Below are 24,769 nucleotides of genomic sequence, written 5' to 3'. Positions count from 1 at the left end.
CATGGGATACGACCTCGCAGGTGGACTGACCGGCTGGGACATGGAGGGCTTCCACAGCGGTGGTGACACCGAACTCTGGAAGCGCCTGGGTGCCAGGGTCGTCACCATTCCGACCGATGACGGGGCCACCGTCACGGGCACCCGCTTCTCCGTCTGGGCACCGAATGCCCAGGACGTGCAGCTGATCGGCGACTTCAACTTCTGGAGCGGCGACCAGATGTACCGGCTGCCCGGCACCGGCGTGTGGAGCCGCTTCATCGAACAGCGGGGCACCGACACCCTCTACAAGTTCCGCATCAAGGGCGCCGACGGCGTCTGGCGTGAGAAGGCCGACCCGATGGCCTCCTTCTGCGAGTCCGCGCCGTCGACCGCCTCGATCGTCTACGACTCACAGTACGTCTGGAATGACGACGAGTGGATCGCCCAGCGCGAGAGGACCCAGGCCCACAAGGAGCCGATGAGCGTCTACGAGCTGCACCTGGGCTCCTGGCGCAAGGGGCTGAGCTACCTCGAACTGGCCGACGAGCTGGTCGAGTACGTCACGTGGCAGGGCTACACCCACGTCGAGTTCATGCCCGTCGCCGAGCACCCCTTCGAGCCCTCCTGGGGCTACCAGGTGACCGGCTACTTCGCGCCGACGAGCCGCTTCGGCCGTCCCGACGACTTCCGTCACCTGGTCGACAAGCTGCACCAGGCCGGCATCGGCGTGCTGCTCGACTGGGTTCCCGGCCACTTCCCCAAGGACGAGTGGGCCCTGGGCCGCTTCGACGGCACCGCCCTGTACGAGCACGCCGACCCGCGCCAGGGCGAGCACATGGATTGGGGCACCTACATCTTCAACTACGGCCGCAACGAGGTGAAGAGCTTCCTGGTCAGCAATGCGCTGTACTGGATCAGCGAATTCCACATCGACGGCCTGCGCGTCGACGCCGTCGCCTCGATGCTCTACCTGGACTACTCCCGCGAAGAGGGCCAGTGGGTGCCCAATGTCTACGGTGGCCGTGAGAACCTCGAGGCGATCGACTTCCTGAAGTACACCAACAAGCACCTCTACGAGCGCCACCCGGGTGTGTTGATGATCGCCGAAGAGTCCACGAGCTTCCCCGGCGTCACCCGTCCGGTGCACCACGACGGCCTGGGCTTCGGCTTCAAGTGGAACATGGGCTGGATGAACGACTCCCTGCGCTATGTGGAGGCCGACCCGTTCAACCGCCAGTACAACCACCACCTGATGACCTTCGCGATGGTCTACGCCTACTCGGAGAACTTCGTGCTACCGATCAGCCACGACGAGGTCGTGCACGGCAAGGGCTCGATGCTGGAGAAGGTGCCCCAGGACGACTGGCGCAAGTTCGCGACGCTGCGCACCTTCTACTCCTTCATGTGGTCCTTCCCGGGCAAGCAGCTCATCTTCATGGGCCAGGAGTTCGCGCAGCGCAGCGAGTTCAGCGAGTCCCGCGGGCTGGACTGGTGGACGGCCGACATGTGGGGCCACGGCGGTCTCAAGCGCATGTTCAAGGACATGAACGAGATCTACCGCTGCGAGCCGGCCTTCTACGAGCTGGACAATGATCCGGCAGGCTTCGACTGGGTGGTGGCCGACGACGCCCAGGGAAATGTCTTCGCCTGGGTCCGCAAGGACTCGAAGGGCTCGATGGTGGCCTGCCTGTTCAACTTCTCGCCCAACCCGCACACCACCTACGGCATCTCGCTGCCGAAGCCCGGTGTGTGGCGCGAGATCCTGAACACCGATGCCCCCGTCTACGACGGCGACGGGAACTACGGCAACTACGGCCAGGTCATCGCCCGCAGCGGTGCCGCACCGTGGGGTGACGGCGCCGGTGCGACGGTCTGCATCCCGCCGCTGGGTGCCATCTGGCTCAAGTACGACCCCGAGGCGACCGCGCAGCTGCCCGGCGACACCGGGATCGCCTGAGCCATGGCCGAGGAGTTCACGGTCACGGTCGAGGTCAACGACGGGGTCGGCGTCATCGGCTGGAATGGTGCCGTCGATCCCGAGACCTTGGCCAAGGCCGTGAGCCTCGCCGCCGACGACGTGCTGCTCGGCCATGAGGTGCGCCGGGTGGAGGTCGCCATCCCGGCCACCGACGTGATGGCCCGCACTGCGCTGCACCGCGCCGGTTTCCGGCGCGAGGGCGTGCGACGCCACGGCATGGGCCTTGCCGATGGCGTCTTCGTGGACGTGCTGCTCTACGCCCGTCTGGCCGGTGACGTGGTCTATGGCCCGATGGGCTTCAGTTCGGTGATGGAGACGGTGCTTCCCACCAAGCGCCTGATCGGCCACGTCGTGCTGCGCAACCAGCTCGGTCAGGTGCTGCTGCAGGAGACCACCTACAAGGAGGACTGGGAGCTGCCCGGTGGTGTCGTGGAGCCGGGCGAGCCGCCGCGGGTGGGGGCCGAGCGCGAGGTGCTGGAGGAGCTGGGGCTGCACGTGCAGCTGGGCTCCCCTGTCCTGGTCGACTGGATGCCCCCGAGCCTGGGCTGGAGTGACGCGCTGGAGTTCATCTACGACGCCGGGGTGCTCTCCGACGAGCAGGTGGCCTCGCTGGTCCCCGAGGCGCGCGAGATCAAGGCGCTGCACTGGGTCGATCCCGCCGAGGTCGTCTCTCGCGTCTCCGAGATCTCGGGCCGACGGCTCAGTCTGGTGCTGGGCGGCTTCACCGGCTTCAGCGAGGACGGCGTCGCGATCGGGTGAGCGACCCGGGATCCACACCCCGCCGGGCGACGGTCAGGTGCAGATCCCGGGCCTTGACGTGCTCGCTCACGTGACGTCACTGCTCAGTGGCCGCAGACACTCACCGGGCTTGGTGACCAGGCTGGCTCCCTTGAGGTTGGCGCCGGACACCCACATGCGATCGCTGGTGTAGAACCACTTGCCCGTCAGGCCCTTGGACACGCCGCACCGCAGCGTGAGCACAGTGCCCTTCTTGGCGACGCGCACCTTCGCGTCGCTCGTGCTGGGTGCTCGACGCATCCACTGGTCGGCGGTCAGCGTCGCTTTCACGACGCCGGTACCGGTGCACTGGGGCACCGATGTCTTCGTGGCGATGTAGCGGCCCGAGACGTAGATCGCACCTTCGCCGGGGAGCTGGTACCAGGTGGAGTTGCCGCCGACGGACTGACCGGTCACCTTGCACAGCAGGGTGATCTTCTTGCCCTTGGCAAAGGTGCCATAGCTGGTGGAGTCAGTGGAAGGCACCTCGCGAACACTCAGCCGGCTGGCAGTGACGACCCCCGTGGGGTACGTGTCCGCGGCCGCGGCGGAAGGGGCGCTCACGGCGAGCCCGGTGCCGGCAGCCATGGTGCCGGCGAGGATGAGGGTGGGGATACGGCGGGTGGTGGCAGTCATCGGTCTACCTTTCGTCGTGGGCCCCGGGGGGGTGGTCAAGTCCCGGCACGTGGTGTAACTGTTCGTGATCCTGTGCGCGGTTAGCTGGTGAGTGCTGGCTGGAGCGCCAGCGCGACTTCTCGCACACGCCTGGGGTCCAGGTGGCCATCCGGGTGGGCGACGAGCTGGGCGCCAGCTTCGCCCTGGGCAGCTCGAACCTGCGCACCGGCGAGGGCCTGACCACTGCGCACCTGTTCCACATCGCCTCGCACTCCAAGACCTTCACCGCGACTGCCGTGTTGCAGCTGGTGGAGGCCGGTCGGCTGCGGCTCGACGATGCCGTGGAGCAATGGATCGAGGAGCTGGCCGGCAGCCCGATGGCGCGCGTCACGGTGCGCGAACTACTGGGACACCAGTCCGGCGTGAACCGTGACGGTTCCGACTCCGACTACTGGCAGCTTGACGGCGACTTCCCCGACCGTGACGGGGTGCTCGCCTTCGCCCGCGAGCAGGCCGTCTTCGAGCCCAACCAGCACTTCAAGTACTCCAACATCGGCTACTCCCTGCTGGGACTGGTGATTGAGGCCGCCAGTGGCCAGTCCTACTTCGACTACGTCATCGAGCACATCGTCGATCCGCTGGGGCTGGTCAGCACCGGGCCGGAGGTTCCGGCAGAGCGACGCAGTGAGCTGGCGGGTGCGCACGGCATCCGCCTCGATGCAGCCGACGAGCGGGCCGTCATCGACGACGTGCCCAGCAATGCCGAGGCGGCCGCCACCGGCTTCTACTCCACCGCCGAGGAGGTGACCCGCTACCTCGTCTGCCATTCCTTCGGCCGTGACGAGCTGCTCAGTGATGCGTCGAAGCGGCTGATGCAGCGCCGCGAGTCACGCATCACCCGCGGCGGGGAGCGCTTCTACGGGCTCGGCTTCCAGATGGTGGAGGTCAACGGCCGGATGCTCGTCGGCCACTCGGGCGGCTGGCCCGGGCACATCACGCAGAGCTGGCTCGACGCGGAGTCAGGCCTGTGCGTGAGCGTGCTCACCAACACCCTGGGCGGCCCGGCCAGCCAGTGGGCGACGCAGATCGTGCGCCTGCTGGACCGCATCGTGGAGGCCGAGGGGCCCGGGCCCGCCGAGGTTCCCGAGGGCATCGACCCGACATCCTTCACCGGCCGCTACTGCTGCCTGTGGGGCATCGAGGACATCGCCCTGCTCGGCACCCGGCTCTACGTCATCCCCGCCTCCAGCACCACGCCTCACGAGGACGCCACCGTGCTCAAGGTGGTGGACGACTGCACCCTGCGCGCAGAGCCCGAGGACTCCTACGGCGCCACCGGTGAGGACTACCTGTTCACCCGTGACGCCCACGGCCGGGTTCGGTCGGTGCGCCAGGGCGGCATGACCAGCTGGCCGGAGGAGGCCTGGCGGGAGCGTCACTGAGCCTGAGGTTTCCTGGTCCAGCCGATCCGCACCTCGGAGGAGTTGTCACTGAAGGCCTCGTCGGTCTCGAAGTTGCCCAGCTGGAGGCATCCTGTCGCCGTGTGTTCGACTCCGGCAAGGCTGGCCGTCAGGGAGGCCGCGCCCCGCTCGCAGTGACCATTGCTCATCCAGTGGAGGCTCAGGAAGACCAGGCCGCGGGGGATGACCTCAGTGTCGATCCGGGACGGTTGCCACAGGAGTTCCAGCGGGATTTGCACCCCCTCGGCATCCCGGGCTGTCAGCGACACTCGGGCAGGCACCGACACGGGTCTGTTCGCGCAGTTGCGCACCGCCAGGGTCAGGTATCGGTGCCCGAGGCCGGTCTCGACGGCGGACCATCCCAGCACGAGGCCCCCGTCGGCAGCCCCACACTGCGGGGGCCACTCCCCTGCCACCTGCTGGTCGACCCCTTGCCGGCCTGAGGGCGTCGGCGAGACCACGGGCATGCTTGGCCGGCGGTCATCCTTCGGGACGGCCGCCAACGGCTCCTGCACCTGCCCGCAAGCTGTCAGCACGAGGGCGCCGAGAAGACTGGTGACCAGTCCCCGGCGCCCTCGCACGTCATCGCCCGATCAGGCGAACAGCGCCGTCGACAGCTGACGACGTGCCTTGAGCACGGTCGGCTCGGTCTTGCCGACGACGTCGAAGAGTTCCAGCAGGCGCATCCGGGCGGCCTCGCGCTCGTCCTCGCGGGTCTCGCGGATGATCTGCAGCAGCCTGTCGAAGGCGGCCTTCGGGTCGCCGTTGATGAGCTCGAGGTCGGCCGCATCCATCTGCACGGCCCAGTTGGTCGGTTCCGCCAGCGCGGTGTCCACGATCTTCTGCGGATCGAAGCTGGTGGAGCGCAGCAGCAGCTTGGCCTGCGCCAGGCCCTGGGTTGCCTCGGCATCGGCGGGACTCTGGTCGAGCACCTTCTGGAGCTCCTCGACGGCAGCCTGGTAGTCGCCCTTCTCGAGGGCGGCGTCGGCGGCGGCGAAGCGGGGATCGGCCTTCGGCTGCTCGTCCCCGCCCTCGGCGGGCTGGGCGGGCCCGACGGGCTGGGCGCGCCCGGTCAGGCCATTGGCGACGGCCACCTGGGCCACCTGGTCGAGGTAGGCCCGCACCTCGTCGGCGGGCTTGGTGCCCTGGAAGAGCGGCATCAGTTGTCCGCCGATGACGGCCACGACGGTGGGCACCGACTGCACGCCGAGTGCCTGCGCGATGCGGCTCTCGGCATCGATGTTGACCCGGGCGAGCAGCCAGCGGCCGCCGGCCTGGTTGGTGGCCTCGATCAGGACGTCGGACAGCTCCTGGGCATTGGCGCGGGGCGAGTACAGCTCCATGATCACCGGGTGGGTGGCCGACTTCTGCACCACGGCGTCGAAGTCCTGCTCGCCCACCTGCTGGACGAAGCTGCCACCGGCGGCTCCGGTGGAGGTGGGGCCGCCGTGGGAGGCGACCGGCTGCTGGGCGGCCAGGCTCGACAGGTCGACGGCGCCGGGACGGTTGAAGCTCTCGGAAGTCATGCCCCCAATTCTTCCACGCCCGGCGCACGACCAATTCCCGGCTCGACTGTCTTCGTCGCCGGGTTCGCGGCAGGATGGGGTCATGGCACATGAACGCGCTGGGCAGGTGGCCCAGGAACAAGACCTGATCAACGTCGACGAGGTCCTCAAGGCCTACTACGACATCACCCCCGACCCGAGCACTGTGGACCAGCAGGTCGTCTTCGGCACCTCCGGGCACCGCGGTTCCAGCCTGGACGGCAAGTTCAACGAGCTGCACATCGCCGCCACCACGCAGGCAATCGTCGAGTACCGCGCCGAGCAGGGCACCAGCGGTCCGCTGTTCATCGGCAAGGACACCCACGCCCTGAGCCTCCCGGCCTGGAAGACCGCCATCGAGGTCCTCGTGGCCAATGGCGTCGAGGTGCGCGCCGAGAACGAGGACGAGTACACCCCCACCCCCGCGGTGAGCCGGGCCATCATCGTCCACAATCGCGACACCGACGGCGCGCTGGCCGACGGCATCGTCGTCACCCCCAGCCACAATCCGCCCCGCGACGGCGGCTTCAAGTACAACCCGCCGAACGGCGGCCCCGCCGGCACCGACGCCACCGGCTGGATCGCCGACCGCGCCAATGAGCTGATGCGTGACCCGTCGGGCATCAAGAAGGTGGCCCACGACGAGGCCGAGGGCAAGGTGACCCGCTTCGACTACCGCACCGCCTACTGCGAGGACCTGGTCAACGTCATCGACCTGGAGGCCATCAAGAAGGCAGGCGTGCGGATCGGCGCCGACCCGATGGGCGGCGCGGCGGTGCAGTACTGGCAGTACCTCGCCGAGAAGTCGGGCCTGGACCTGACCGTCGTCAACCCCGAGGTGGATCCCACCTGGCGCTTCATGACGCTGGACACCGACGGCAAGATCCGCATGGACTGCTCCAGCCCCGACGCGATGGCCAGCCTCATCCAGCAGCGCGAGAAGTTCGACATCTCCACCGGCAATGACGCCGACTCCGACCGTCACGGCATCGTCACGCCCGATGCCGGCCTGATGAACCCGAACCACTATCTCGCTGTGGCGATCCAGTACCTGTTCACCCACCGTCCCGGATGGGGCGAGGGTGCCCGTGTCGGCAAGACGCTGGTCTCCAGCTCCATGATCGACAAGGTCGCCGCCGAGATCGGCCGTGAGCTGGTCGAGGTGCCGGTCGGCTTCAAGTGGTTCGTCCCCGGCCTGATCTCGGGCGACATGGGCTTCGGCGGCGAGGAGTCGGCCGGTGCCAGCTTCCTCACCCTCGACGGCCGGACCTGGACCACCGACAAGGACGGCCTGATCCTCGACCTGCTGGCCAGCGAGATCCTCGCCGTCACCGGCAAGACCCCCAGCCAGCACTACGCGGAGCTGGAGGCCAAGTACGGCAAGAGCTACTACGCCCGCATCGACGCCGACGCCAACCGGGAGCAGAAGGCCCGCCTCAAGGCCCTCTCCCCCGCCGACATCACCGCCACCGAGCTGGCCGGCGAGAAGATCACCGCGATCCTCACCGAGGCCCCCGGCAACGGCGCTGCCATCGGCGGCGTGAAGGTGACCACCGAGAATGGCTGGTTCGCCGCCCGCCCGTCGGGCACCGAGGACAAGTACAAGATCTACGCCGAGTCACTCAAGAGCGCCGAGCACCTGGCCCAGATCCAGACCGAGGCCAAGGAGGTCGTCAACGCCGCCCTCAACGGCTGATCGACGCCCCAAGACGGTGCCCCGGACCACTCGCGGTCCGGGGCACCGTCGCGTCCGGAGCAGCTGCGGGTCAAGGCCGGAGCACGTCAGGGGATCTGCAGCAGCACGCGCCCGGCCGAGCCCCGGTCCACCAGGTCATGGGCCCGGGCGACCTCCTCCAGGGGCAACACTTCAACGTGCCCGACGGTGAGCTGGCCGTCGGCGGCCGCGGCCGTCAGCTCCCGGGCCGCCTTCTGCTTGGCCTGGGCCGGGAAGTCGTCGCTGCCCAGCAGACGGAACACGACGTTGTCGAAGAGCAGCGGCCAGAAGTCCAGCCTGGGGTGGGTCTCGTGGCTGCCATAGGCGGCGATGGTGCCACCGTTGGCGATCACCTGCTGGTCGAGGGGCAGGTTCCCGGCCAGGTCCACCTCGATGATGCGGTGCACCTTCCCGCCGGCGATCTCTACCACCTGGCGGGCCGCACTCGGGTCGTCCAGCGCGACAACGCCGGCCAGCCCGGGCAGGGTCACCTGCTCACGCTGGGAGCCCCGGCGCACGGTGCCGACCACCCGGGCCCCGGCACGCACCGCCAGTTGGGCAGCCATCGAACTGACGGCCCCCAGCACGCCGTGGACCAGCACCGTCTGTCCGCGCACCGGTCCGTCGGCATGGACCGCCCGGTGCGCCGTGATGCCGGGAATACCCAGACAGGCCCCCGTCTCCTCGCTGACCGAGGGCGGCAGCGGGACGGCAAGGTCGCTGGGGACGCAGGTGTACTGGGCGGCGGTCCCGAAGGCCCGGTAGGACTGAACGCCGTGGACCCAGACCCGCTCGCCACAGCGCGCGGTGTCCACGCCGGGTCCGACGGCGTCGATGGTCCCGGCGCCGTCGCTGTGCGGGATGATGAGCGGGTGGGCGAGCGCCGCACCCGTCCAGGCGGTGCGCTTCTTGATGTCGCCCGGATTGATCCCCGAGAGGCGCAGGCGGACCCGGACTTCTCCTGGCGCGGGTTCCGGGAGCGGCAGCTGGCCCACCTGCAAGACCTCCTCGGCCGGGCCGGGACGCTCGTACCACGCCGCTTGCATCATCGTCGGGTCGGGCAAGGAGTCTCCTCAGGGCAGACGTGGGTCCGGGACCGGTCATTCCCAGTCGTCGAACTCGTCCTCGTCGAACTCGGCCGCCTTCAACTGGGCGCGCAGGCCGGCACGCTGGATGACCCGCTGGATCGTGAGGTCGCGCTTCTCGGGATTTCCCACGAAGCGGATGTCGCGCAGGCCCTGGTCCTGGGCTGCGGACTCGAAGACGAAGTGGCCGTATCCCAGGATCCGGCCCAGGAAGGGCTGGAAGACCGAGATGTCGAGGATTCGTGTCATCGGCATCGTTGCCAAGTGCTGGTCGAGCACCCCGTGGACGCGAAAGACGCGCATGTTGGTGATGACGAAGCGGTCCATGAACTCCATGTGGATGCGGACCATGCAGTAGCCGAACAGGGCCAGGCCCAGCAGCAGGCCCACCCACCAGAAGGTGCCCAGGGACCCCATGAACCAGAAGATCGGCAGGCAGGCCAGGATGCCCAGCGAGGGCGGCACGACGGTCACCCAGTGCTTGGCGACCTCGTCGATGATGAACTCCCCCTGGTCGACCAGCAGGTGACGGTCAACCTCGGGCGCCAGGAAGCGCGAGAGCAGGCTCATCGGACCAACCCGTCGTGGGGCGCGGTGGGCATCAATTGCCGGCGAGGGCGCTGAACAGACGGCCGATGGCGGCCACCACGGAGCGAACGCCGCTGGCGAATTCCTCGGGCTCGGTGGCGATGTAGTAGATGATGAAGGCGACCAGCAGCGTCCACAGGATCTTCTTGACCCATTCGGGCATGGTGTTCTCCTCGTTCAACGTGACCCGGGGGTCATGGGGAAGGCGCGGCCCGCAAGCGCGAGAGCAGTCTGCGGTCAGGTCAACTATGCCGCACGAGCACCGGTTCTGGCACGGTGACGCTGGCCAAGTCTGCACCACGACTGCAGGGGCGGCAGGTCGACGGCCACAATGCGTGCCCCAGCTCCGTCCGCCGGACGGGCCTGTGAAAGAGTTGGGTCATGGACAACAGCGATCTCTTCATCTGCATTGACCACGTCGGTCTGGCCGTCGCCGACCTCGACGAGGCCATCAAGTTCCACACCGAGAAGTTCGGCTTCCGCGTCCTCCACCAGGAGGTCAACGAGGAGCAGGGTGTCGCCGAGGCGATGCTCGGCACCGGCACCCAGGAGCCCGAGAGCGCCCAGATCCAGCTGCTGGCGCCGCTCAACGAGAACTCCACCATCGCCAAGTGGCTGACCCGCAATGGCGGCCCCGGCATGCAGCAGCTCTGCTACCGCGTTGCCGACATCGACGCCGTCTGCGCCACCCTGCGCGAGCGCGGCCTGCGCCTGCTCTACCCGGAGCCGAAGACCGGCACCGGCGGCGCACGCATCAACTTCGTGCACCCCAAGGATGCCGGTGGCGTGCTGCTCGAGCTGACCCAGCCCCCGGCTGACGCCCAGCACTGACCCAGACCCATCCGCCGGACGGCGGCGCTCCAGCCACGGAGCGCCGCCGTCCGTGCCGTGTAGTGCTTGGTAGCCTGTGCCCAGGCGCGAGATCCCCCCCCTTTGCCCCCGAGAGGACGACAGTGAGCAGCGAGTACTACGAGGAGGATGCGGTCCTGAACGAGGAGACCGGGCTCAACCTGTTCGACGACTCCGCCTCGGTGGCCGGTTCCTTTCCCAAGTCGATGATGGGCTACGACCGCGCCTCCGTCGACAACTACGTGCGCGAGATCGAGATGCAGCTCTCGACGCTCAAGCAGCTCACCCGTCACCTGCGCCGCGAGGCCGCCACCGCGGCCCGCGCCACGGGCACCACCGACTTCACCCGCCTGGGCTCGCACGCCACGGGCATCCTGCGCGCCGCCGAGGCCCAGGGCAAGGACCTCGTGCACCGTGGCGAGCTTGAGGCCGAGCGCATCAAGGAGGAGGGCCGACGGGTCGCCGCCGACCTGCGGGCCAATGCCCAGGCCGAAGCCGACGACATCCGCGTCGCCGGGCTGGCCAACCTGCGGCAGCTGCGCGAGGACCTCGACCGCGACTCCAAGGAGACACTGGCCAAGGCCACCACCGAGGCCGAGAACATCGTCGCCGCGGCCCGCCGCGAGGCCGAGGCGATCGTGGTGGAGTCCACCAAGGGTTCGGAGGCGCTCAAGCAGAAGGCGAACGTCGACGCGGCCGAGACCACCCACCAGGCCGAGAAGGCCGCCGCCAGCACGCTGGCCGAGGCCCGCGCCCAGGCCGAGGAGCTGCTCACCGCGGCCAAGGGTGAGTCCGAGCGTCTGGTTGCCGAAGCGAACAGCCTCGCCGCGAAGACCGTCAGCGAGGCCCGTGACCAGGCCGAGCAGATCATCACCGAGGCCAAGGACCGCTTCACCGAGGTGCAGGCGCAGACCCAGCGCCTGCTCGAGGAGGCCACCGCCCACCACGCCCAGAGCACCCAACTGCTCACCGAGGAGAACGAGAAGGCCCAGCAGCTGCGCGCCGAGGCGTTGGCCGACGCGGAACGATCCCGCACTGAGGCGGCCAATGATGCCGAGCAGACGCTGGCCGCCGCGCACCGGCAGGCGGCCATGATGAAGGACCGCCTCGAGGAGCAGTACGCGTGGCGCAAGGAACAGCTCGACCGCGAGGTCTCCGCCCTGCTCACGCGCAAGGCCTCGATCGTCGCCCAGCTGTCCAACCTGCGCCAGCTGGCTGGCGACGCTCCACTCGACTTCCCCGACGAGGACCCCTTCGGCACCTCCGACCCGCGCGAGGACGACAAGGCCACCTGGCGCCAGGAGCAGGCCCCGGTTCAGGAGACCCCCACTCAGCAGCATCCCGCCCCGGCGGAGCAGGAACAGACCCAGGTCTTCGACCAGGAGGCGACCGTCACCGTCGCGGATGCCGAGCCGACCACGGTGATCCGGGGCGATCAGGGCTGAGGCTGGCCGAGTGCCCCCAGCCCTCTGGCGGCGGGGCCATGATCGTCAGAAGAGACGGTCCTCCGCGTGGTCCATGCCGCGCAGCTCGTCGTAGTCGACGGTGACGCAGGTGATGCCGCGGTCGGTGGCAAGAGTGCGGGCCTGGGGCTTGATCTGCTGCGCCGCGAAGACTCCGCTCACCGGCGCCATCTGTGGGTCACGGTTCATCAGCTCCAGGTAGCGGGTCAGTTGTTCCACGCCGTCGATCTCGCCGCGGCGCTTCACCTCGACGGCCACATAGCGGCCCTCGTCGTCGCGCAGCAGCAGGTCGACCGGGCCGATCGGGGTGAAGTACTCGCGCCGTACCAGCCGATAGCCCTCCCCGAAGGTGTCGGGGTTCTCGGCGAGCAGCGCCTGCAGGTGGGCCTCGACGCCGTCCTTCTGCAGACCCGGATCGGGACCGAACTCGGTCTCGAAGTCGTGGTAGACCTCCCCGATGGAGATCTGCAGGGTGTCGCCGTCCTTGCCCTTGACCTCCCACACCTGGGTCAGCTGGGCGTCGACCTCGTCAGTCGTGGCAGCCTGGTCACTGCCGGGCTCCACGTGCTCGATGGTGAGCTTGCAGGGCGGGCTCATCCAGTTCAGCGGCTTGTAGGCGCGGTCATCGGCGTGGATGGACACCGAGGTGTCCGCCTTGACGATGATCAGGCGCTTGGCCATGGGCAGATGGGCGGTCAGTCGGCCGGCGTAGTCCACCTGGCACTGGGCAATCACGAGACGCACCCGGCAAACCTACCCCGGTAGGCTTGGATCGTGGCAAAGCGACCGAGCAAGCACCTGCGTCCGGCCCGCCCCCTGAGCGGCGGGCATGCCAGCAGCGCCCTGAAGGCCGACGGCCGCTGGCTGGTGCGCAGCATCCCGGGCAGCCGCGCCACCAAGACCTACACCTGCCCCGGCTGCCTGCGCACCATCACGCCGGGCATGCCCCACCTGGTGGCCTGGCCGGCCAGCCCGACCGGCTTCAACCAGGCGGCCTCTCCCATCGACGAACGGCGCCACTGGCACAGCGGCTGCTGGAACAGGAAGCACTGATGCGCCTGCACACCACCACCATCGGCGACGGCCCCGCACAGCTGGTCTTCCTGCACGGGATCTTCGGGCAGGGCAAGAACTTCACCTCGATCGCCAAGCAGCTCGCCGACGTGGCCACCTGCACCCTGGTCGACCTTCCCAACCACGGTCGCTCGCCGTGGACCGCCGAGCTCTCCTACCCGACACTGGCCGCCAGCGTGGCCGAGCTGCTGGAGACGATCGGCTCCCCGGTCTGCCTGGTGGGGCACTCGATGGGCGGCAAGGTGGCGATGCGCACGGCACTGGAGCACCCGGAACTCGTCGAACGACTGATGGTGGTCGACATCTCCCCCAGTGTCGGGCTGGGCACCAATTTCGGCCCGCTGGTCCAGGCGATGCAGTCGCTGCCGCTGGCCGATCTGACCAATCGCAAGCAGGCCGACGAACTGCTGCGCGAGGGCATCCCGAGCGACACCGTGCGCGGCTTCCTGATGCAGAACCTGCGACACGAGGACGTCGACGGTTCCGGAACGCGCCGCTGGCACTGGCAGATGAACCTGGACCTGCTGGCCCGGGAGCTGGAGGGCACCATCAGCGACTGGCCCGCCATCGACGCCCACTACGACGGCCGGGTGCTGTGGGTGGCCGGCGAGAAGTCGCCCTATGTGCGCCAGGACGCCTACCAGACCATGCGCGAACTCTTCCCCCGTTATGTGCTGGTGACGATCAAGGATGCCGGCCACTGGGTCCACTCCGAGCAGCCGGCCGCCTTCACCTCCACCCTGCGCAGCTTCCTGGCCCTGGAGGGCTGAGGTTCAGCCCAGGGTCACGTCGGTGATCTTCGCCGGCGCATTGGGGCTGCGACCGTCGGCCGCGACACCCTGGGCCGCCACCTCCCCCACCGCCTGGAGCGACTTGTCGTCCATCCGCCCCAGCACCGTGTAGGCGGCGGGCAGGGTGCTGTCCTGCCAGACCAGGAAGATCTGCGAACCATTGGTGTCGGGGCCGGCATTGGCCATGGCAACGGTCCCCCTGGTGTAGTTCACCAGCGCGGTCCCGTCGGGGGCGGTGCCTGCGGACGGCAGCTCGTTGGCGGTGCCCAGCTCGTCGGCGAAGGTGTAGCCGGGGCCGCCGGAGCCGGTGCCGCTCGGGTCTCCGCACTGCAGGACGAAGATGCCCTGGTCGGTGAGCCGGTGGCAGGTGGTGTCGGTGAACCAGCCCTGCTTGGCCAACGATTCCAGCGAGTGGGAGGCGCACGGAGCCCCGGCCCGGTCGAGCGTGATGGTGACCGGCTTGCCGTCCAGCTTCAGGGTGACCGCAGCGGTGCCGGTGCCGGGCACATCGTGGGTCGACGGCGGGTCGACAGGATTCACCGGACTCCCGGCCGACGGATAGGAACAGGTGGCCACCTGCCCCCCGGCCTTCTGGTCTGAGGAGGACTGCTGGCCGCAGCCAGCCGAGGTGACGAGCAGCACGGCGGCGCAGGAGAGGAGGGCAAGAGGCTTCGACATGGCCCAAACCCTAACGAACTAGGCTGGGACCATGGTGAACCTGACGCGCATCTACACCCGCACCGGCGATGCCGGCGAAACCCGGCTGAGCGACAACTCGGTGGCCCGCAAGACCGACCTGCGGGTCCAGGCCTACGGCGAGGTCGACGAGGCAAACTCCACCATCGGCGTCGCCCTGGCCTCCGGCGGTCTGGACGAGCGCCTGGTGGCGGCTCTGGGGATCGTCCAGAACGAGCTCTTCGACCTGGGTGCCGACCTGTCCAACCCACTGGTCGCCGAACCGCAGTGGGAACCGCTGCGCATCGTCCAGGAGAGCATCGACCGCCTGGAGCACTGGTGCGACGAGTTCGGGGCCGACCTGCCCAACCTTCGCTCCTTCATCCTGCCCGGCGGCACCCCCGCAGCGGCGCACCTGCACGTGGCGCGCACCGTCGTGCGACGGGCGGAACGGACCGCCTGGATGTGCGCCGAGGCCTATGGCACCGAGGTGAGCGTGGATCCGGACAAGCAGCCGGGCGGCGTGAACCCGCTGGCGATCACCTATCTCAACCGACTGTCCGACCTGCTGTTCATCATGAGCCGCGCCGCCAATGGCTCCGACGAGGTGCTGTGGGTGCCCGGAGGCGAACGCAACCCGTCAGCGCCGGATCATTCCAGACCGTTGTAGGAGTCCCCTCCCGGGGGTGCGGCCTCCAGCCAGCTCATCAGTCCAGTGATCGACTGGGAGCCCATCGCGAGCTCGTAGCGGTGGGCGGGCCTCGTTCGGCTGGCCACGCCCAGGATCTGGACATCGTTGAAGAGCACGGTTCCCTCGGCATTGGTCGGCCGTCGACGGCCGATCGTGCGGGTCAGGTCGCGTCGCAGCACCACCTTGGGCCGCATGCTGAAGGAGAAGATCCGGTACCACTCGAGTTCGTCGCCGTGGTAGCGGGCCACGCCGGTCGACCAGGCACCCTCGACACGACGCAGGGCACAGTCGAAGACCCCGCCCTGGTTGGACAGCCACCGGCGCCGCAAATAGAGGGCCACCAGTGGCAGCAGCAGGGCGAGCAACACGGCGAAGACTGCTCCCGCACCGGCCTGCCACCACTCCATGGGCTCAAAGTACCTGATCAGCCGGGGGTGCGTCGCATCCGCGACCAGATCTTCATCTTCGTCGGGGCAGACGAACGGGGCCGGAGGACGACGGTCCCCCGGCCCCGTTCCCGGGATGGGTCAGTGACCCACCTTGGTGCTCTTCTCCGCCGTCTTGAGCTGCGCCTCGGCCAGGTGCAGGCTGTGCACCTCGTCGTCGTTCAGCTCGCCCTTCTCGTGGCGGGCACTGAGCTCGTCATACTGGCGCTGGGCTTCCTCGCGGGAGATCTCGTCGTACAGCGAGGCCTTCGCCGAGACCAGGCTGACCTGGTTCTGCGCCACCGAGAGGAAACCACCGTCGACGGCCACCAGCTCGCGATGACCCTCGGCGGTCACGATCTCGGCAGCACAGGGCACCAGTGCCGCCAGCATGGGCTCGTGACCGGGGAGAATGCCGATGTCACCCTCCGTGGTGCGCACGATGACATTGGTGGCCTCACCCTCCCAGACCATCCTGTCGGCCGCGACGACCTCGACGACCATCGGATCAGCCATGGATCAGTTGCCCTTCTGGAGCTTGTGCCACTGCTCCTCGACGTCGGCCATGCCACCGACGTTGAAGAAGGCCTGCTCGGGGATGTGGTCCACGTCGCCATTGCAGATCATCTGGAAGGACTCGATGGTGTCCTTCAGCTCCACCGTGGAGCCCTCGATACCGGTGAACTTCTCCGCCATGTAGGTGTTCTGGCTGAGGAACTGCTGGATGCGGCGAGCACGGTTCACCGTGATCTTGTCCTCCTCGCTCAGCTCGTCGACACCGAGGATGGCGATGATGTCCTGCAGCTCCTTGTTGCGCTGGAGGATCTGCTTGACGCGCACCGCGGTGTCGTAGTGCTCCTGGCCCACGTACTGCGGGTCGAGGATGCGCGAGCTCGAGGTGAGCGGGTCGACGGCCGGGTACAGACCACGCGAGGCGATGTCTCGCGAGAGCTCCGTGGTGGCGTCGAGGTGGGCGAAGGTGGTGGCCGGCGCCGGGTCGGTGTAGTCATCGGCGGGCACGTAGATGGCCTGCATTGACGTGATCGAGTGGCCACGAACCGAGGTGATGCGCTCCTGCAGCTGACCCATCTCGTCAGCCAGGTTGGGCTGGTAGCCCACGGCGGAGGGCATGCGACCCAGCAGGGTCGAGACCTCGGAGCCCGCCTGGGTGAAGCGGAAGATGTTGTCGATGAACAGCAGCACGTCCTGGTTCTGGACGTCGCGGAAGTACTCGGCCATCGTCAGGGCGCTCAGGGCGACGCGCAGACGGGTGCCCGGGGGCTCGTCCATCTGGCCGAAGACCAGGGCGGTGTCCTTGAAGACGCCGGCCTCGTCCATCTCCATGATGAGGTCATTGCCCTCACGGGTGCGCTCGCCGACGCCGGCGAAGACCGAGGTGCCACCGAAGTTGTGGGCGATGCGGTAGATCATCTCCTGGATGAGCACCGTCTTGCCCACGCCGGCGCCACCGAACAGGCCGATCTTGCCGCCCTGGACGTAGGGGGTCAGCAGGTCGAGCACCTTGATGCCGGTGTGCAGCATCTCGGTCTTGCTCTCGAGCTCGTCGAACTTGGGCGCATCGCGGTGGATGGGCCAACGCTCGGTGATCTCCACGCCGTTGGCCTGGAGGTCCTCGTTGAGGCAGTCACCGGTCACGTTCCACACGCGGCCCTTGGTGACGTCGCCGACGGGGACGCTGATCGGGGCGCCGGTGTCAGTGACCAGGTCACCGCGGCGCAGGCCGTCGGTGGGCTTCAGCGAGATGGCACGCACGATGTTGTCACCGATGTGGAGGGCAACCTCCAGGGTGAAGGTGCGCTTGGCATCGCCCTCACCGTCGATGTCGTCAACGGTGACGGTCAGGGCGTTCATGATGTCGGGCATCGCGTCGACGGGGAACTCGACGTCCACCACCGGGCCGATGACCCGCGCAACGCGGCCGGTGCCGCCGGCGCGCTGCTCGGTCTGGGGATTGACAAGGGTGTCAGTCATATTCTCTTCCTTGTTCACTCGGCCTGGTCGGCCTCGGTCAGCGCCGAGGCGCCGCCCACGATTTCGGTGATTTCCTGGGTGATCTGGGCCTGACGCGCCTGGTTGATCTCGGTCGTGAGGCTGTTGATCAGTTGCTGCGCATTGTCACTGGCCGACTTCATCGCCTTCTGCCTGCTCGCCAGCTCGGATGCTGCCGACTCCAGCAGGTAGAACCAGATGCGGTTGCGCACGTAGAGACCCAGGAGCTGGTCGAGGACCGTCTCCGCGTCGGGCTCGAAGCTGTAGTCCAACTGCCGGTCGGAACCGATCTCGTGGTCTGCATCCTTGCCCTCCTCGACGACCTCGATCGGGAGCACACGACGAACGCGCGGCTCCTGCACGAGCATGGAGACCATGCGGGTGTAGACGGCGTAGATCTCATCGGCGCCGCCCTCCTCGTAGGGCTTGAGGAAGCCCTGGAGGAGCTCGTCGCTGATTGTGACGGCATCGTCGTAGGCGGGGCTGTCGGTGTAGCCCTCCCACTCCTGCTCGACCGGGATCTCCCGGAAGCGCAGGAAGTCCGCCGCCTTGCGTCCGCTGGTGTAGATGAGCACCTCGAGGCCTTCGGACTCCAGGCGTGCCTTGAGCTGCAGTGCCTGCTTGATGGCACTGGTCGAGTAGCCGCCAGCGAGCCCTCGGTCCGAGGTGAACAGCACGATGGCGGCCCGACGACGCTCCTTCGCCTCCTGTGTCAGCGGATGCTCGATGTCGGTGTGCTGGGCGACGGTGGCCACGGCGCGGTTCAGCACGCTCGTGTAGGGCAGGGCCGCGCGGGCGGCGCGGTCTGCCTTCACGATGCGCGAGGCCGCGATGAGCTCCATCGCCTTGGTGATCTTCTGTGTGGAGGAGACAGAGCTCTTGCGCTGTCGCAGCTCCCTCAGGCTTGCTGGCATGGGCTCAGCTCCGCTTCACGACGATCTGCTCGTTCGAGACGTCCTTCGCATCGAGCGGGGCGTGGATCTCGGCGAGGCTCTGGCCCTTCGAGGTACGGAAGTCCTGCTTGAAGCGGGCGATCTCGTCGGTCAGTGCCTTGGCGGAGTCGTCGTCGAACTGCTTGGTCTCGGCGATGTTCTGCAGCACCGAGCTGTTGCGACGCAGGTGGTCGAGCAGGCCCTGCTCGAAGTCCAGCACGTCCTCGACGGGCACGTCGTCGAACTGTCCGTTGAGGCCGGCCCACACGCTGACGACCTGGTCCTCGACGGCATAGGGCTGGTTGTTGCGCTGGCGCAGGAGCTCGGTCAGGCGGGCACCACGGTCCAGCTGGCGACGCGAGGTCTCGTCCAGGTCCGAGGCGAACATGGCGAAGGCCTGCATGTCGCGAAACTGGGCCAGCGAGATCTTGAGGGTACCGGCGACCTTCTTCATGGCCTTGATCTGGGCGGCGCCACCGACTCGGGAGACCGAGATGCCGACGTCCACGGCGGGACGCTGGTTGGCGTTGAACAGGTCGGACTGCAGGAAGATCTGGCCGTCGGTGATCGAGATCACGTTGGTCGGGATGTAGGCCGAGACGTCGTTGGCCTTGGTCTCGATGATCGGCAGGCCGGTCATCGAGCCGCCGCCCAGCTCGTCGGAGAGCTTGGCGCAACGCTCCAGCAGGCGGCTGTGCAGGTAGAAGACGTCACCGGGATAGGCCTCGCGACCCGGCGGGCGACGCAGCAGCAGCGACATGGCGCGGTAGGCCTCGGCCTGCTTGGTCAGGTCGTCGAAGACGATCAGGACGTGCTTGCCCTGGTACATCCAGTGCTGGCCGATGGCCGAACCGGCATAGGGGGCGATGTACTTGAAGCCGGCGGCATCAGAGGCGGGGGCGTTGACGATGGTGGTGTACTCCAGCGCACCGGCCTCCTCCAGGTTGCGTCGCACCTCGGCGACCGTCGAGCCCTTCTGGCCGACGGCGACATAGATGCAGCGGACCTGCTTCTTGGGGTCGCCCGACTCCCAGTTGGCCTTCTGGTTGATGATCGCGTCGATGGCAATGGCGGTCTTGCCGGTCTTGCGGTCACCGATGATCAGCTGGCGCTGGCCACGGCCGATCGGGATCATCGCGTCGATGGCCTTGAGACCGGTCTGGAGGGGCTCACGCACCTCCTGGCGGTCCATGACACCGGCGGCCTGCAGCTCCAGGGCACGACGGCCCTCGAGGTTGGTGATCTCACCGAGGCCGTCGATCGGGTTGCCCATCGCGTCGACGGTGCGACCCAGGTAGCCCTCGCCGACCGGGATCGAGAGGACCTCCCCGGTGCCGCGCACCGTCGAGCCCTCCTCGATGCCCTCGGAGTTGCCCAGGACGACGACGCCGATCTCACGGGTGTCGAGGTTCAGGGCGATGCCGGTGGTGCCGTTGTCGAACTTCAGCAGCTCGTTGGCCATCGCCGAGGGCAGGCCCTCGACCCGGGCGATGCCGTCACCGGAGGTGACCACGGTGCCGACCTCTTCGCGCTCGGCCGCCGCGGGGGTGTAGTTCTGGACGAAGGTGTCCAGGGCGTCGCGGATCTCGTCCGGACGAATCGTCAGTTCCGCCATTGCGTCCCTACTCTTTCGATGTGCGCACCCGCCGGGGAGCGCTGGTTTGTGGGTTGGTCCCCGCTGTCTCAGACGAGCGCGCGGTGGACCTGGTCGAGCCGTTCGGAAATCGTTCCCTCGAAGACCTCGTCGCCGAGTTCCACGCGGACGCCACCGATCACCTGGGGGTCCACGCTGACCTGCAGCTCGACATCACGACCATGGATGCGGCTCAGTGCTGCGCGCATCCGCTCGGCCTGGTCGACGTCCAGGGGACGTGCGACGGTGACACGGGCGATGTCGCGCCCACGCACCTGCGCCGCCAGGGTCAGGTAGGACTCGACCGTGCGGGCGAAGGTGCGCTTGCGCGCCCCCACGGCCCGAATGGCCAGGTCCTCGACCACGCCATTGGCCTTGAACTGCAGGAGCTGGCGCACCAGCTGCTGACGGGCCTGGAGCGGTTTGCTGCGGTCACTGACGGCCTCGCGCAGTTCGGCGGACTCCTCGACGGTGCGCAGGAAGCCGAACAGCTGCCCCTGGACCTCGTCGAGTTGTCCCCCGTCGCGTGCCTGCCGGAACAGGCCGAGGACTGCCTGGCGCTCGAGGGCGTCGGCCAGTCCACGTCCCGAGTTCCAACGCTGGGCGACGGCCTGCTTGACGATGTGGATCGCCTGGCCGCCCACCTTGCCCTCGAGCAACCGCTCGGCCAGCTGCTGGCGGACGGCGGCATCGGTTGCCGGGTCCGTCAGCGCCCGCTTGAGCGCCGACTGCTTGTCGAGCGCGTCCACGACGGAGAAGAGCTCCGCGGGCGTGGCCGCCTCGAGGGCCTCATCCGCCACGGCCCTGTCCAGGTCGCTGAGCCTGGCCTCTTCGGTTGCACCAAGGGTCATGCCTGCTGCCCCCCGGTGCGGGCCGGCTGGGACTCGAGATCGGCCAGGAAACGGTCGACCGTGGCGCGCACCCGCTGGTCATCCTCGAGGCTCTCCCCGACGATGCGTCCGGCGAGGGTGGTGGCGAGGCCACCGACCTCACTGGTCAGCTGGTGCATGGCCTGGCTGCGCTCGGCAGCGATCTGGGTCCTGGCGGTCTCCAGGATCCGGGCAGACTCCTTCGTGGCCTGGTCACGCATCTCCGCGAGGATCTGCGCACCCTGCGACTTGGCTTCTTCTCGGATCTGGGCCGCCTCGTCACGTGCCTGCGAGAGCTGAGAGGTGTACTGCTGACGAGCAGCTTCCGCCTCGGCCTGGGCGCGCTCTGCACGCTCCATGCCACCTTGGATGGCCTCGCTGCGCTCCGCGTACATCGTCTCGAAGGAGGGAACGACCTTCTTCGCGAAGACGAATGTCACGATCAGGATCAGCACGATGCCCGCGATGATCTCCGACAGGTGGTGCGGCGCCAGCGGCCCCAGGTTCATCTCCAGCGGCACCCACATGCTGGGCACCATGGGATCGCTCATTAGTTGACGGCGAAGGCGAGGGCGAAGCCGAACAGCGCCAGGGCCTCGACCACGGCGAAGCCGATCATGGCGGTGCTGAACATGGCGCTACGGGCCTCGGGCTGACGAGCGGTGCCGTTGATCACGGAGGCGAAGATCCAGGCGACGCCAAGGGCCGGGCCGAGGGTGGCGAGGGCGTAGCCGATGACGTTGATCGAGCCACTGATTTCCATGAGGGGCATTGTGGTTCCTTTCGGGTTTTTCTTCGGTCGAAGAAAGCTAGGGGTCAGTGCTCGTCCGCGAGCGAGGACGAGACGTACTGTGCCGTCAGCACAGTGAACACGTAGGCCTGCAGGGCGCCGACGAAGAGCTCGAGGGCGAACAGGGCATAGCTCATGATGAGCGACAGGCCGCCAGAAATGTTGAAGAAGAGATTGTTCGGGTAGGTGAGCAGGAAGGCGCCACCCACCACGAAGAGCATGATCACCAGGTGGCCGGCGAACATGTTGGCAAACAGTCGCATGGCCAGCGTCAGGGGACGGGTGATGAAGTTCGACAGGAACTCAAGCGGGATCACCAGCGGGTACATCCACACTGGGACGCCCGGGGGGATGAGGGTGTTCTTGAGGTAGCCCGCACCGTGCTTGCCGAAGCCGGCGAAGACGTAGACGAACCAGGTCACGATTGCCAGGCCGTAGGCGTAGCCGATGTTGGAGAAGGTCGGGAACATCGAGAAGAACATCTGGCCGAACCAGTTGTTCAGCAGGATGAAGAAGAACAGGGCCAGCAGGTAGGGCAGGAACTTGCGGTAGTCGCGGCCCAGTGTGTCGCGGGCGATGGAATTGCGCACGAATTCGTAGATCTTCTCCATCACCACCTGCTTCTTGGTGGGACGAACCGACAGTCCGCTGGAGGCCCACAGCCAGAAGGCGATGACCACGACGGCGGCGAGGATCGCCTGCAGCATCGGTTTGGTCAGCCAGTCGGTTCCGTACAGGCCGGGGAACTGGAAGTCCTCGACCCCGGGAGCCTTGTAGCCGCCCTCCAGGGGCACCAGCTTCAGCGGGAATGCGTTCATCAGATGCAGCATCACTGGTCAACTCCCCTGGAGTTCATTGTCTCGTCCGGCCTTCCATAGCGCTTGATGATGAGGTACATGCTCATGACCAGTCCGACGATGAGGCCGGTCGGCAGCATCCACCCTTGGTGAAGATATCGGGACCCCAACCACCCCAGTCCGCCATAGAGCATTATGCCGGACAAGACATAGCTGAGTGGGATCATTCCATCGCCTTGCGACCCCTCCAGTGGGATCTGCTGCCGGGAGGAAGGAGGGCGGAACTGCGTGTCCATGTCGTGGTGAACTATATCAGTCCTGCCTTGTGCTGACACCTCAGTCACCACCGCGATCACCCACCTCATAAGGCGTGTCGTAGACCGGCACACGACTGGTGAGCGAGGTGGCCACCATGGCGCAGATCCACGCAAGGGTGACCGCGACGACCGAGGCCACGACACTGGGAACATGCGGTGTCCAGTGGGAGCGTCCCGGCCCCAGGGCTACCAGCACCAGGCCCAGCATGGCCACCCGCGAGCCGTAGGAGATGATGACCAGGCCGACAGCCTGCTGGCTCCCCTGGCCCATCGCGGCGAGCTGGACAGGGCTCCCCCCTCCGAGGAAGGCCACCACGGCGACCGTCCCCAGCAGGGCCGAGAACAGACCGGACAAACCGGCCACCAGCGCGCCCACGGTGCAGCAGACCAGACCGGTCGCCATCGAGGCCAGCAGCGCCCGCCCCAGGATCTTGAAGGAGAAGGCGAGGTACGGGATGCGCCACGCGGGGATCCGCGGCTCAGGCAGTGCCATAGCGCTCATCCGTCGTGGGTTCCCGTCTTCCGCAAGTTCGCCCGAGTAGCTCCTCGGGCCGCTTGTGAAAGCTAACACAATCGATGTCTTGATGTCGAAGCATCTCATCGCACCCCGGCACGTCGCGGCTGGCGCACGGTCAGCCAGGTGGCCACCGCCGTGAGCAGCACGAGCCCAGCGGCCACCCACCATCGTGGCCAGGTGCCCACCCCCACGACGCCGAAGCTGATCAATGCCGTCCACAGATACATCAGCAAGCAGGCTCGCACCTGCGAGTGGCCGTGCTGGAGCAGGCGGTGGTGCAGGTGCTGCTTGTCCGCGACGAACCACCAGGTCCCGGCCCGGGTGCGCCGGGCATAGGCCAGCACCAGGTCGAGCAACGGCAGGGCCATGATCGCGAAGGGCAGCACGATCGGCAGGTAGCTCGGCAGCAGCCCTCCCCCGCGGGCGCTCAGCGCCGCCGGGTCCACCTGCCCGGTGAGGGAGATGGTGGAGGCTGCCAGCAGCAGCCCCAGCAGCATCGACCCGGAGTCGCCCATGAACATGCGGGCCGGGAAGAAGTTGTGCGGAAGGAAGCCCAGGCAGACCCCACCGATCACCATGGTGACGAGGCTGGCCGTCGTGGCCAGCACGAGGTCCTGCTCGTGGGCCAGCAGGTAGGTGTAGCTGAAGAAGGCCAGGCCGCCGATCGCCACCACCCCGCTGGCCAGGCCGTCGAGCCCGTCGACGAAGTTGATGGCATTGACGCACAGGAAGATGAAGATCACGGTGATCAGGATCGAGCTGGCCGTGTCCAGCACGATGATCCGGTTGGGCAGCGCGATCCAGAACATGCGCACCCCGTTGAGCACCACGATCCCGGCGGCCAGCACCTGGCCGGCCGCCTTGGCCATGGCGGGCAGGTCCAGCACGTCGTCGAGCACGCCCACCAGACAGATCACGGCCCCGGCCACCAGGATCGCGCCGGCATCATGGCGCACCACCGCGTGGCGTCCCAGGAAGGGCAGCTGGGTGGCCAACAACAGGGCTGCCGAGCAGCCCGCCAGCATGGCCAACCCTCCGAAGTACGGGATCGGGACAGCGTGCACATCGCGGTCACGCACCTTGGCCACGGCGCCGCAGCGCAGCGCCAGTCGGCGGCACAGGCCCGCAACCAGATAGGTGGTCGCAAAGGCGGTGAGCATCACCAGGGCGTACTCGCGCATGCGTGGCCCTGGCCT

The 24,769-nt window shown here is 67.7% G+C and carries 29 protein-coding genes; 9 read left to right on the top strand and 20 right to left on the bottom strand.

The genetic code is table 11. The annotated features are described in order from the left end of the window. Position 1 precedes the first annotated feature (1 nt). Together glgB and ACYVKA_RS15685 are read left to right on the top strand one after the other, a co-directional pair. Positions 2-1,936, top strand: coding sequence for a 1,4-alpha-glucan branching protein GlgB (glgB, locus tag ACYVKA_RS15690; RefSeq protein WP_460706830.1), 1,935 nt, complete (start codon positions 2-4; stop codon positions 1,934-1,936). Positions 1,937-1,939: 3 nt separating this feature from the next. Continuing rightward, positions 1,940-2,716 carry an NUDIX hydrolase gene (locus ACYVKA_RS15685; protein WP_394274969.1) on the top strand — a complete coding sequence of 259 codons (777 nt, stop codon included), beginning with the start codon at positions 1,940-1,942 and terminating at the stop codon, positions 2,714-2,716. 66 nt (positions 2,717-2,782) lie between these two features. On the opposite strand, the gene ACYVKA_RS15680 is transcribed toward ACYVKA_RS15685, so the two are convergent. Beyond that, positions 2,783-3,370, bottom strand: a complete 588-nt coding sequence (locus ACYVKA_RS15680; RefSeq protein WP_460706828.1) for an SH3 domain-containing protein — start codon at positions 3,368-3,370, stop codon at positions 2,783-2,785. Between the two features lie 98 nt (positions 3,371-3,468). Here ACYVKA_RS15680 and ACYVKA_RS15675 point away from each other — a divergent pair, with 98 nt between their 5' ends. Further along, positions 3,469-4,791 (top strand): serine hydrolase domain-containing protein, encoded by a 1,323-nt coding sequence (locus ACYVKA_RS15675; RefSeq protein WP_460707127.1) that lies wholly within the window; start codon positions 3,469-3,471, stop codon positions 4,789-4,791. On the opposite strand, the gene ACYVKA_RS15670 is transcribed toward ACYVKA_RS15675, so the two are convergent. Beyond that, positions 4,785-5,090 (bottom strand): hypothetical protein, encoded by a 306-nt coding sequence (locus ACYVKA_RS15670; RefSeq protein ID WP_394274972.1) that lies wholly within the window; start codon positions 5,088-5,090, stop codon positions 4,785-4,787. The two genes, ACYVKA_RS15675 and ACYVKA_RS15670, sit on opposite strands and share 7 nt — an antisense overlap. Before the next feature lie 312 nt (positions 5,091-5,402). Continuing rightward, positions 5,403-6,335 (bottom strand): co-chaperone YbbN, encoded by a 933-nt coding sequence (locus ACYVKA_RS15665; protein ID WP_460706826.1) that lies wholly within the window; start codon positions 6,333-6,335, stop codon positions 5,403-5,405. 82 nt (positions 6,336-6,417) lie between these two features. On the opposite strand from ACYVKA_RS15665, the gene pgm reads away from it, so the two are divergent. Continuing rightward, positions 6,418-8,049, top strand: a complete 1,632-nt coding sequence (gene pgm, locus ACYVKA_RS15660; RefSeq protein ID WP_394274974.1) for a phosphoglucomutase (alpha-D-glucose-1,6-bisphosphate-dependent) — start codon at positions 6,418-6,420, stop codon at positions 8,047-8,049. Positions 8,050-8,135: 86 nt separating this feature from the next. On the opposite strand, the gene ACYVKA_RS15655 is transcribed toward pgm, so the two are convergent. Genes ACYVKA_RS15655 through ACYVKA_RS15645 form a run of 3 tightly spaced genes read right to left on the bottom strand, consistent with a single transcriptional unit; the run spans position 8,136 to position 9,903 of the window. Then, positions 8,136-9,131: an NADPH:quinone reductase gene (locus tag ACYVKA_RS15655; RefSeq protein WP_460706824.1), complete on the bottom strand. Its 996-nt coding sequence runs from the start codon at positions 9,129-9,131 to the stop codon at positions 8,136-8,138. Positions 9,132-9,167: 36 nt separating this feature from the next. Next, complete coding sequence (locus ACYVKA_RS15650; protein ID WP_394274976.1) at positions 9,168-9,722, bottom strand: PH domain-containing protein; 555 nt, start codon at positions 9,720-9,722, stop codon at positions 9,168-9,170. Between the two features lie 31 nt (positions 9,723-9,753). Next, complete coding sequence (locus ACYVKA_RS15645) at positions 9,754-9,903, bottom strand: hypothetical protein (protein ID WP_394274977.1); 150 nt, start codon at positions 9,901-9,903, stop codon at positions 9,754-9,756. Positions 9,904-10,121: 218 nt separating this feature from the next. On the opposite strand from ACYVKA_RS15645, the gene mce reads away from it, so the two are divergent. Further along, entirely contained in the window at positions 10,122-10,571 is a 450-nt protein-coding gene (mce, locus tag ACYVKA_RS15640) for a methylmalonyl-CoA epimerase (RefSeq protein ID WP_394274978.1), read from the top strand. 122 nt (positions 10,572-10,693) lie between these two features. Further along, entirely contained in the window at positions 10,694-12,034 is a 1,341-nt protein-coding gene (locus ACYVKA_RS15635) for a DivIVA domain-containing protein (RefSeq protein ID WP_460706822.1), read from the top strand. A gap of 45 nt (positions 12,035-12,079) precedes the next feature. Here ACYVKA_RS15635 and nucS read toward each other — a convergent pair whose 3' ends face one another. After that, positions 12,080-12,796, bottom strand: a complete 717-nt coding sequence (gene nucS / locus ACYVKA_RS15630; RefSeq protein ID WP_460706820.1) for an endonuclease NucS — start codon at positions 12,794-12,796, stop codon at positions 12,080-12,082. A gap of 30 nt (positions 12,797-12,826) precedes the next feature. On the opposite strand from nucS, the gene ACYVKA_RS15625 reads away from it, so the two are divergent. Then, on the top strand, positions 12,827-13,105 hold the full coding sequence (locus ACYVKA_RS15625) for a hypothetical protein (RefSeq protein WP_394275893.1): 279 nt from the start codon (positions 12,827-12,829) through the stop codon (positions 13,103-13,105). Beyond that, on the top strand, positions 13,102-13,896 hold the full coding sequence (locus tag ACYVKA_RS15620; protein WP_460707125.1) for an alpha/beta fold hydrolase: 795 nt from the start codon (positions 13,102-13,104) through the stop codon (positions 13,894-13,896). Before ACYVKA_RS15625 ends, ACYVKA_RS15620 begins: the two co-directional genes overlap by 4 nt. A 3-nt stretch (positions 13,897-13,899) precedes the next feature. On the opposite strand, the gene ACYVKA_RS15615 is transcribed toward ACYVKA_RS15620, so the two are convergent. After that, positions 13,900-14,595, bottom strand: coding sequence for a peptidylprolyl isomerase (locus ACYVKA_RS15615; RefSeq protein WP_460706818.1), 696 nt, complete (start codon positions 14,593-14,595; stop codon positions 13,900-13,902). 31 nt (positions 14,596-14,626) lie between these two features. On the opposite strand from ACYVKA_RS15615, the gene ACYVKA_RS15610 reads away from it, so the two are divergent. After that, positions 14,627-15,262 (top strand): cob(I)yrinic acid a,c-diamide adenosyltransferase, encoded by a 636-nt coding sequence (locus ACYVKA_RS15610; RefSeq protein ID WP_394275861.1) that lies wholly within the window; start codon positions 14,627-14,629, stop codon positions 15,260-15,262. On the opposite strand, the gene ACYVKA_RS15605 is transcribed toward ACYVKA_RS15610, so the two are convergent. From ACYVKA_RS15605 to ACYVKA_RS15550, 12 genes are all read right to left on the bottom strand, one after another. Continuing rightward, entirely contained in the window at positions 15,244-15,690 is a 447-nt protein-coding gene (locus ACYVKA_RS15605) for a DUF2550 domain-containing protein (protein ID WP_394275862.1), read from the bottom strand. The two genes, ACYVKA_RS15610 and ACYVKA_RS15605, sit on opposite strands and share 19 nt — an antisense overlap. Before the next feature lie 120 nt (positions 15,691-15,810). Further along, positions 15,811-16,224, bottom strand: coding sequence for a F0F1 ATP synthase subunit epsilon (locus ACYVKA_RS15600; RefSeq protein WP_460706816.1), 414 nt, complete (start codon positions 16,222-16,224; stop codon positions 15,811-15,813). 3 nt (positions 16,225-16,227) lie between these two features. After that, positions 16,228-17,700 (bottom strand): F0F1 ATP synthase subunit beta, encoded by a 1,473-nt coding sequence (gene atpD / locus ACYVKA_RS15595; protein ID WP_460706814.1) that lies wholly within the window; start codon positions 17,698-17,700, stop codon positions 16,228-16,230. 14 nt (positions 17,701-17,714) lie between these two features. Then, entirely contained in the window at positions 17,715-18,632 is a 918-nt protein-coding gene (locus ACYVKA_RS15590; protein ID WP_460706812.1) for a F0F1 ATP synthase subunit gamma, read from the bottom strand. A gap of 4 nt (positions 18,633-18,636) precedes the next feature. Then, positions 18,637-20,265, bottom strand: a complete 1,629-nt coding sequence (atpA, locus tag ACYVKA_RS15585) for a F0F1 ATP synthase subunit alpha (RefSeq protein ID WP_394275866.1) — start codon at positions 20,263-20,265, stop codon at positions 18,637-18,639. A 68-nt stretch (positions 20,266-20,333) separates the two neighbouring features. Then, complete coding sequence (locus ACYVKA_RS15580; protein ID WP_460706810.1) at positions 20,334-21,134, bottom strand: F0F1 ATP synthase subunit delta; 801 nt, start codon at positions 21,132-21,134, stop codon at positions 20,334-20,336. After that, complete coding sequence (locus tag ACYVKA_RS15575; RefSeq protein WP_460706808.1) at positions 21,131-21,691, bottom strand: F0F1 ATP synthase subunit B; 561 nt, start codon at positions 21,689-21,691, stop codon at positions 21,131-21,133. Before ACYVKA_RS15575 ends, ACYVKA_RS15580 begins: the two co-directional genes overlap by 4 nt. A gap of 11 nt (positions 21,692-21,702) precedes the next feature. After that, positions 21,703-21,915, bottom strand: a complete 213-nt coding sequence (locus tag ACYVKA_RS15570; RefSeq protein ID WP_394275895.1) for a F0F1 ATP synthase subunit C — start codon at positions 21,913-21,915, stop codon at positions 21,703-21,705. 53 nt (positions 21,916-21,968) lie between these two features. Further along, on the bottom strand, positions 21,969-22,760 hold the full coding sequence (gene atpB, locus ACYVKA_RS15565) for a F0F1 ATP synthase subunit A (RefSeq protein ID WP_394275869.1): 792 nt from the start codon (positions 22,758-22,760) through the stop codon (positions 21,969-21,971). An 11-nt stretch (positions 22,761-22,771) separates the two neighbouring features. After that, entirely contained in the window at positions 22,772-23,035 is a 264-nt protein-coding gene (locus ACYVKA_RS15560) for an AtpZ/AtpI family protein (protein WP_460706806.1), read from the bottom strand. A 40-nt stretch (positions 23,036-23,075) separates the two neighbouring features. Continuing rightward, positions 23,076-23,558, bottom strand: a complete 483-nt coding sequence (locus tag ACYVKA_RS15555; protein WP_394275871.1) for a hypothetical protein — start codon at positions 23,556-23,558, stop codon at positions 23,076-23,078. A 95-nt stretch (positions 23,559-23,653) separates the two neighbouring features. Further along, positions 23,654-24,754, bottom strand: coding sequence for an MraY family glycosyltransferase (locus ACYVKA_RS15550; RefSeq protein ID WP_394275872.1), 1,101 nt, complete (start codon positions 24,752-24,754; stop codon positions 23,654-23,656). Positions 24,755-24,769 lie beyond the last annotated feature (15 nt).

This window comes from Luteococcus sediminum (assembly GCF_054783495.1).
Note: the sequence above shows the minus strand (reverse complement) of the source record. Positions and strands in the feature narration are given on the sequence as shown.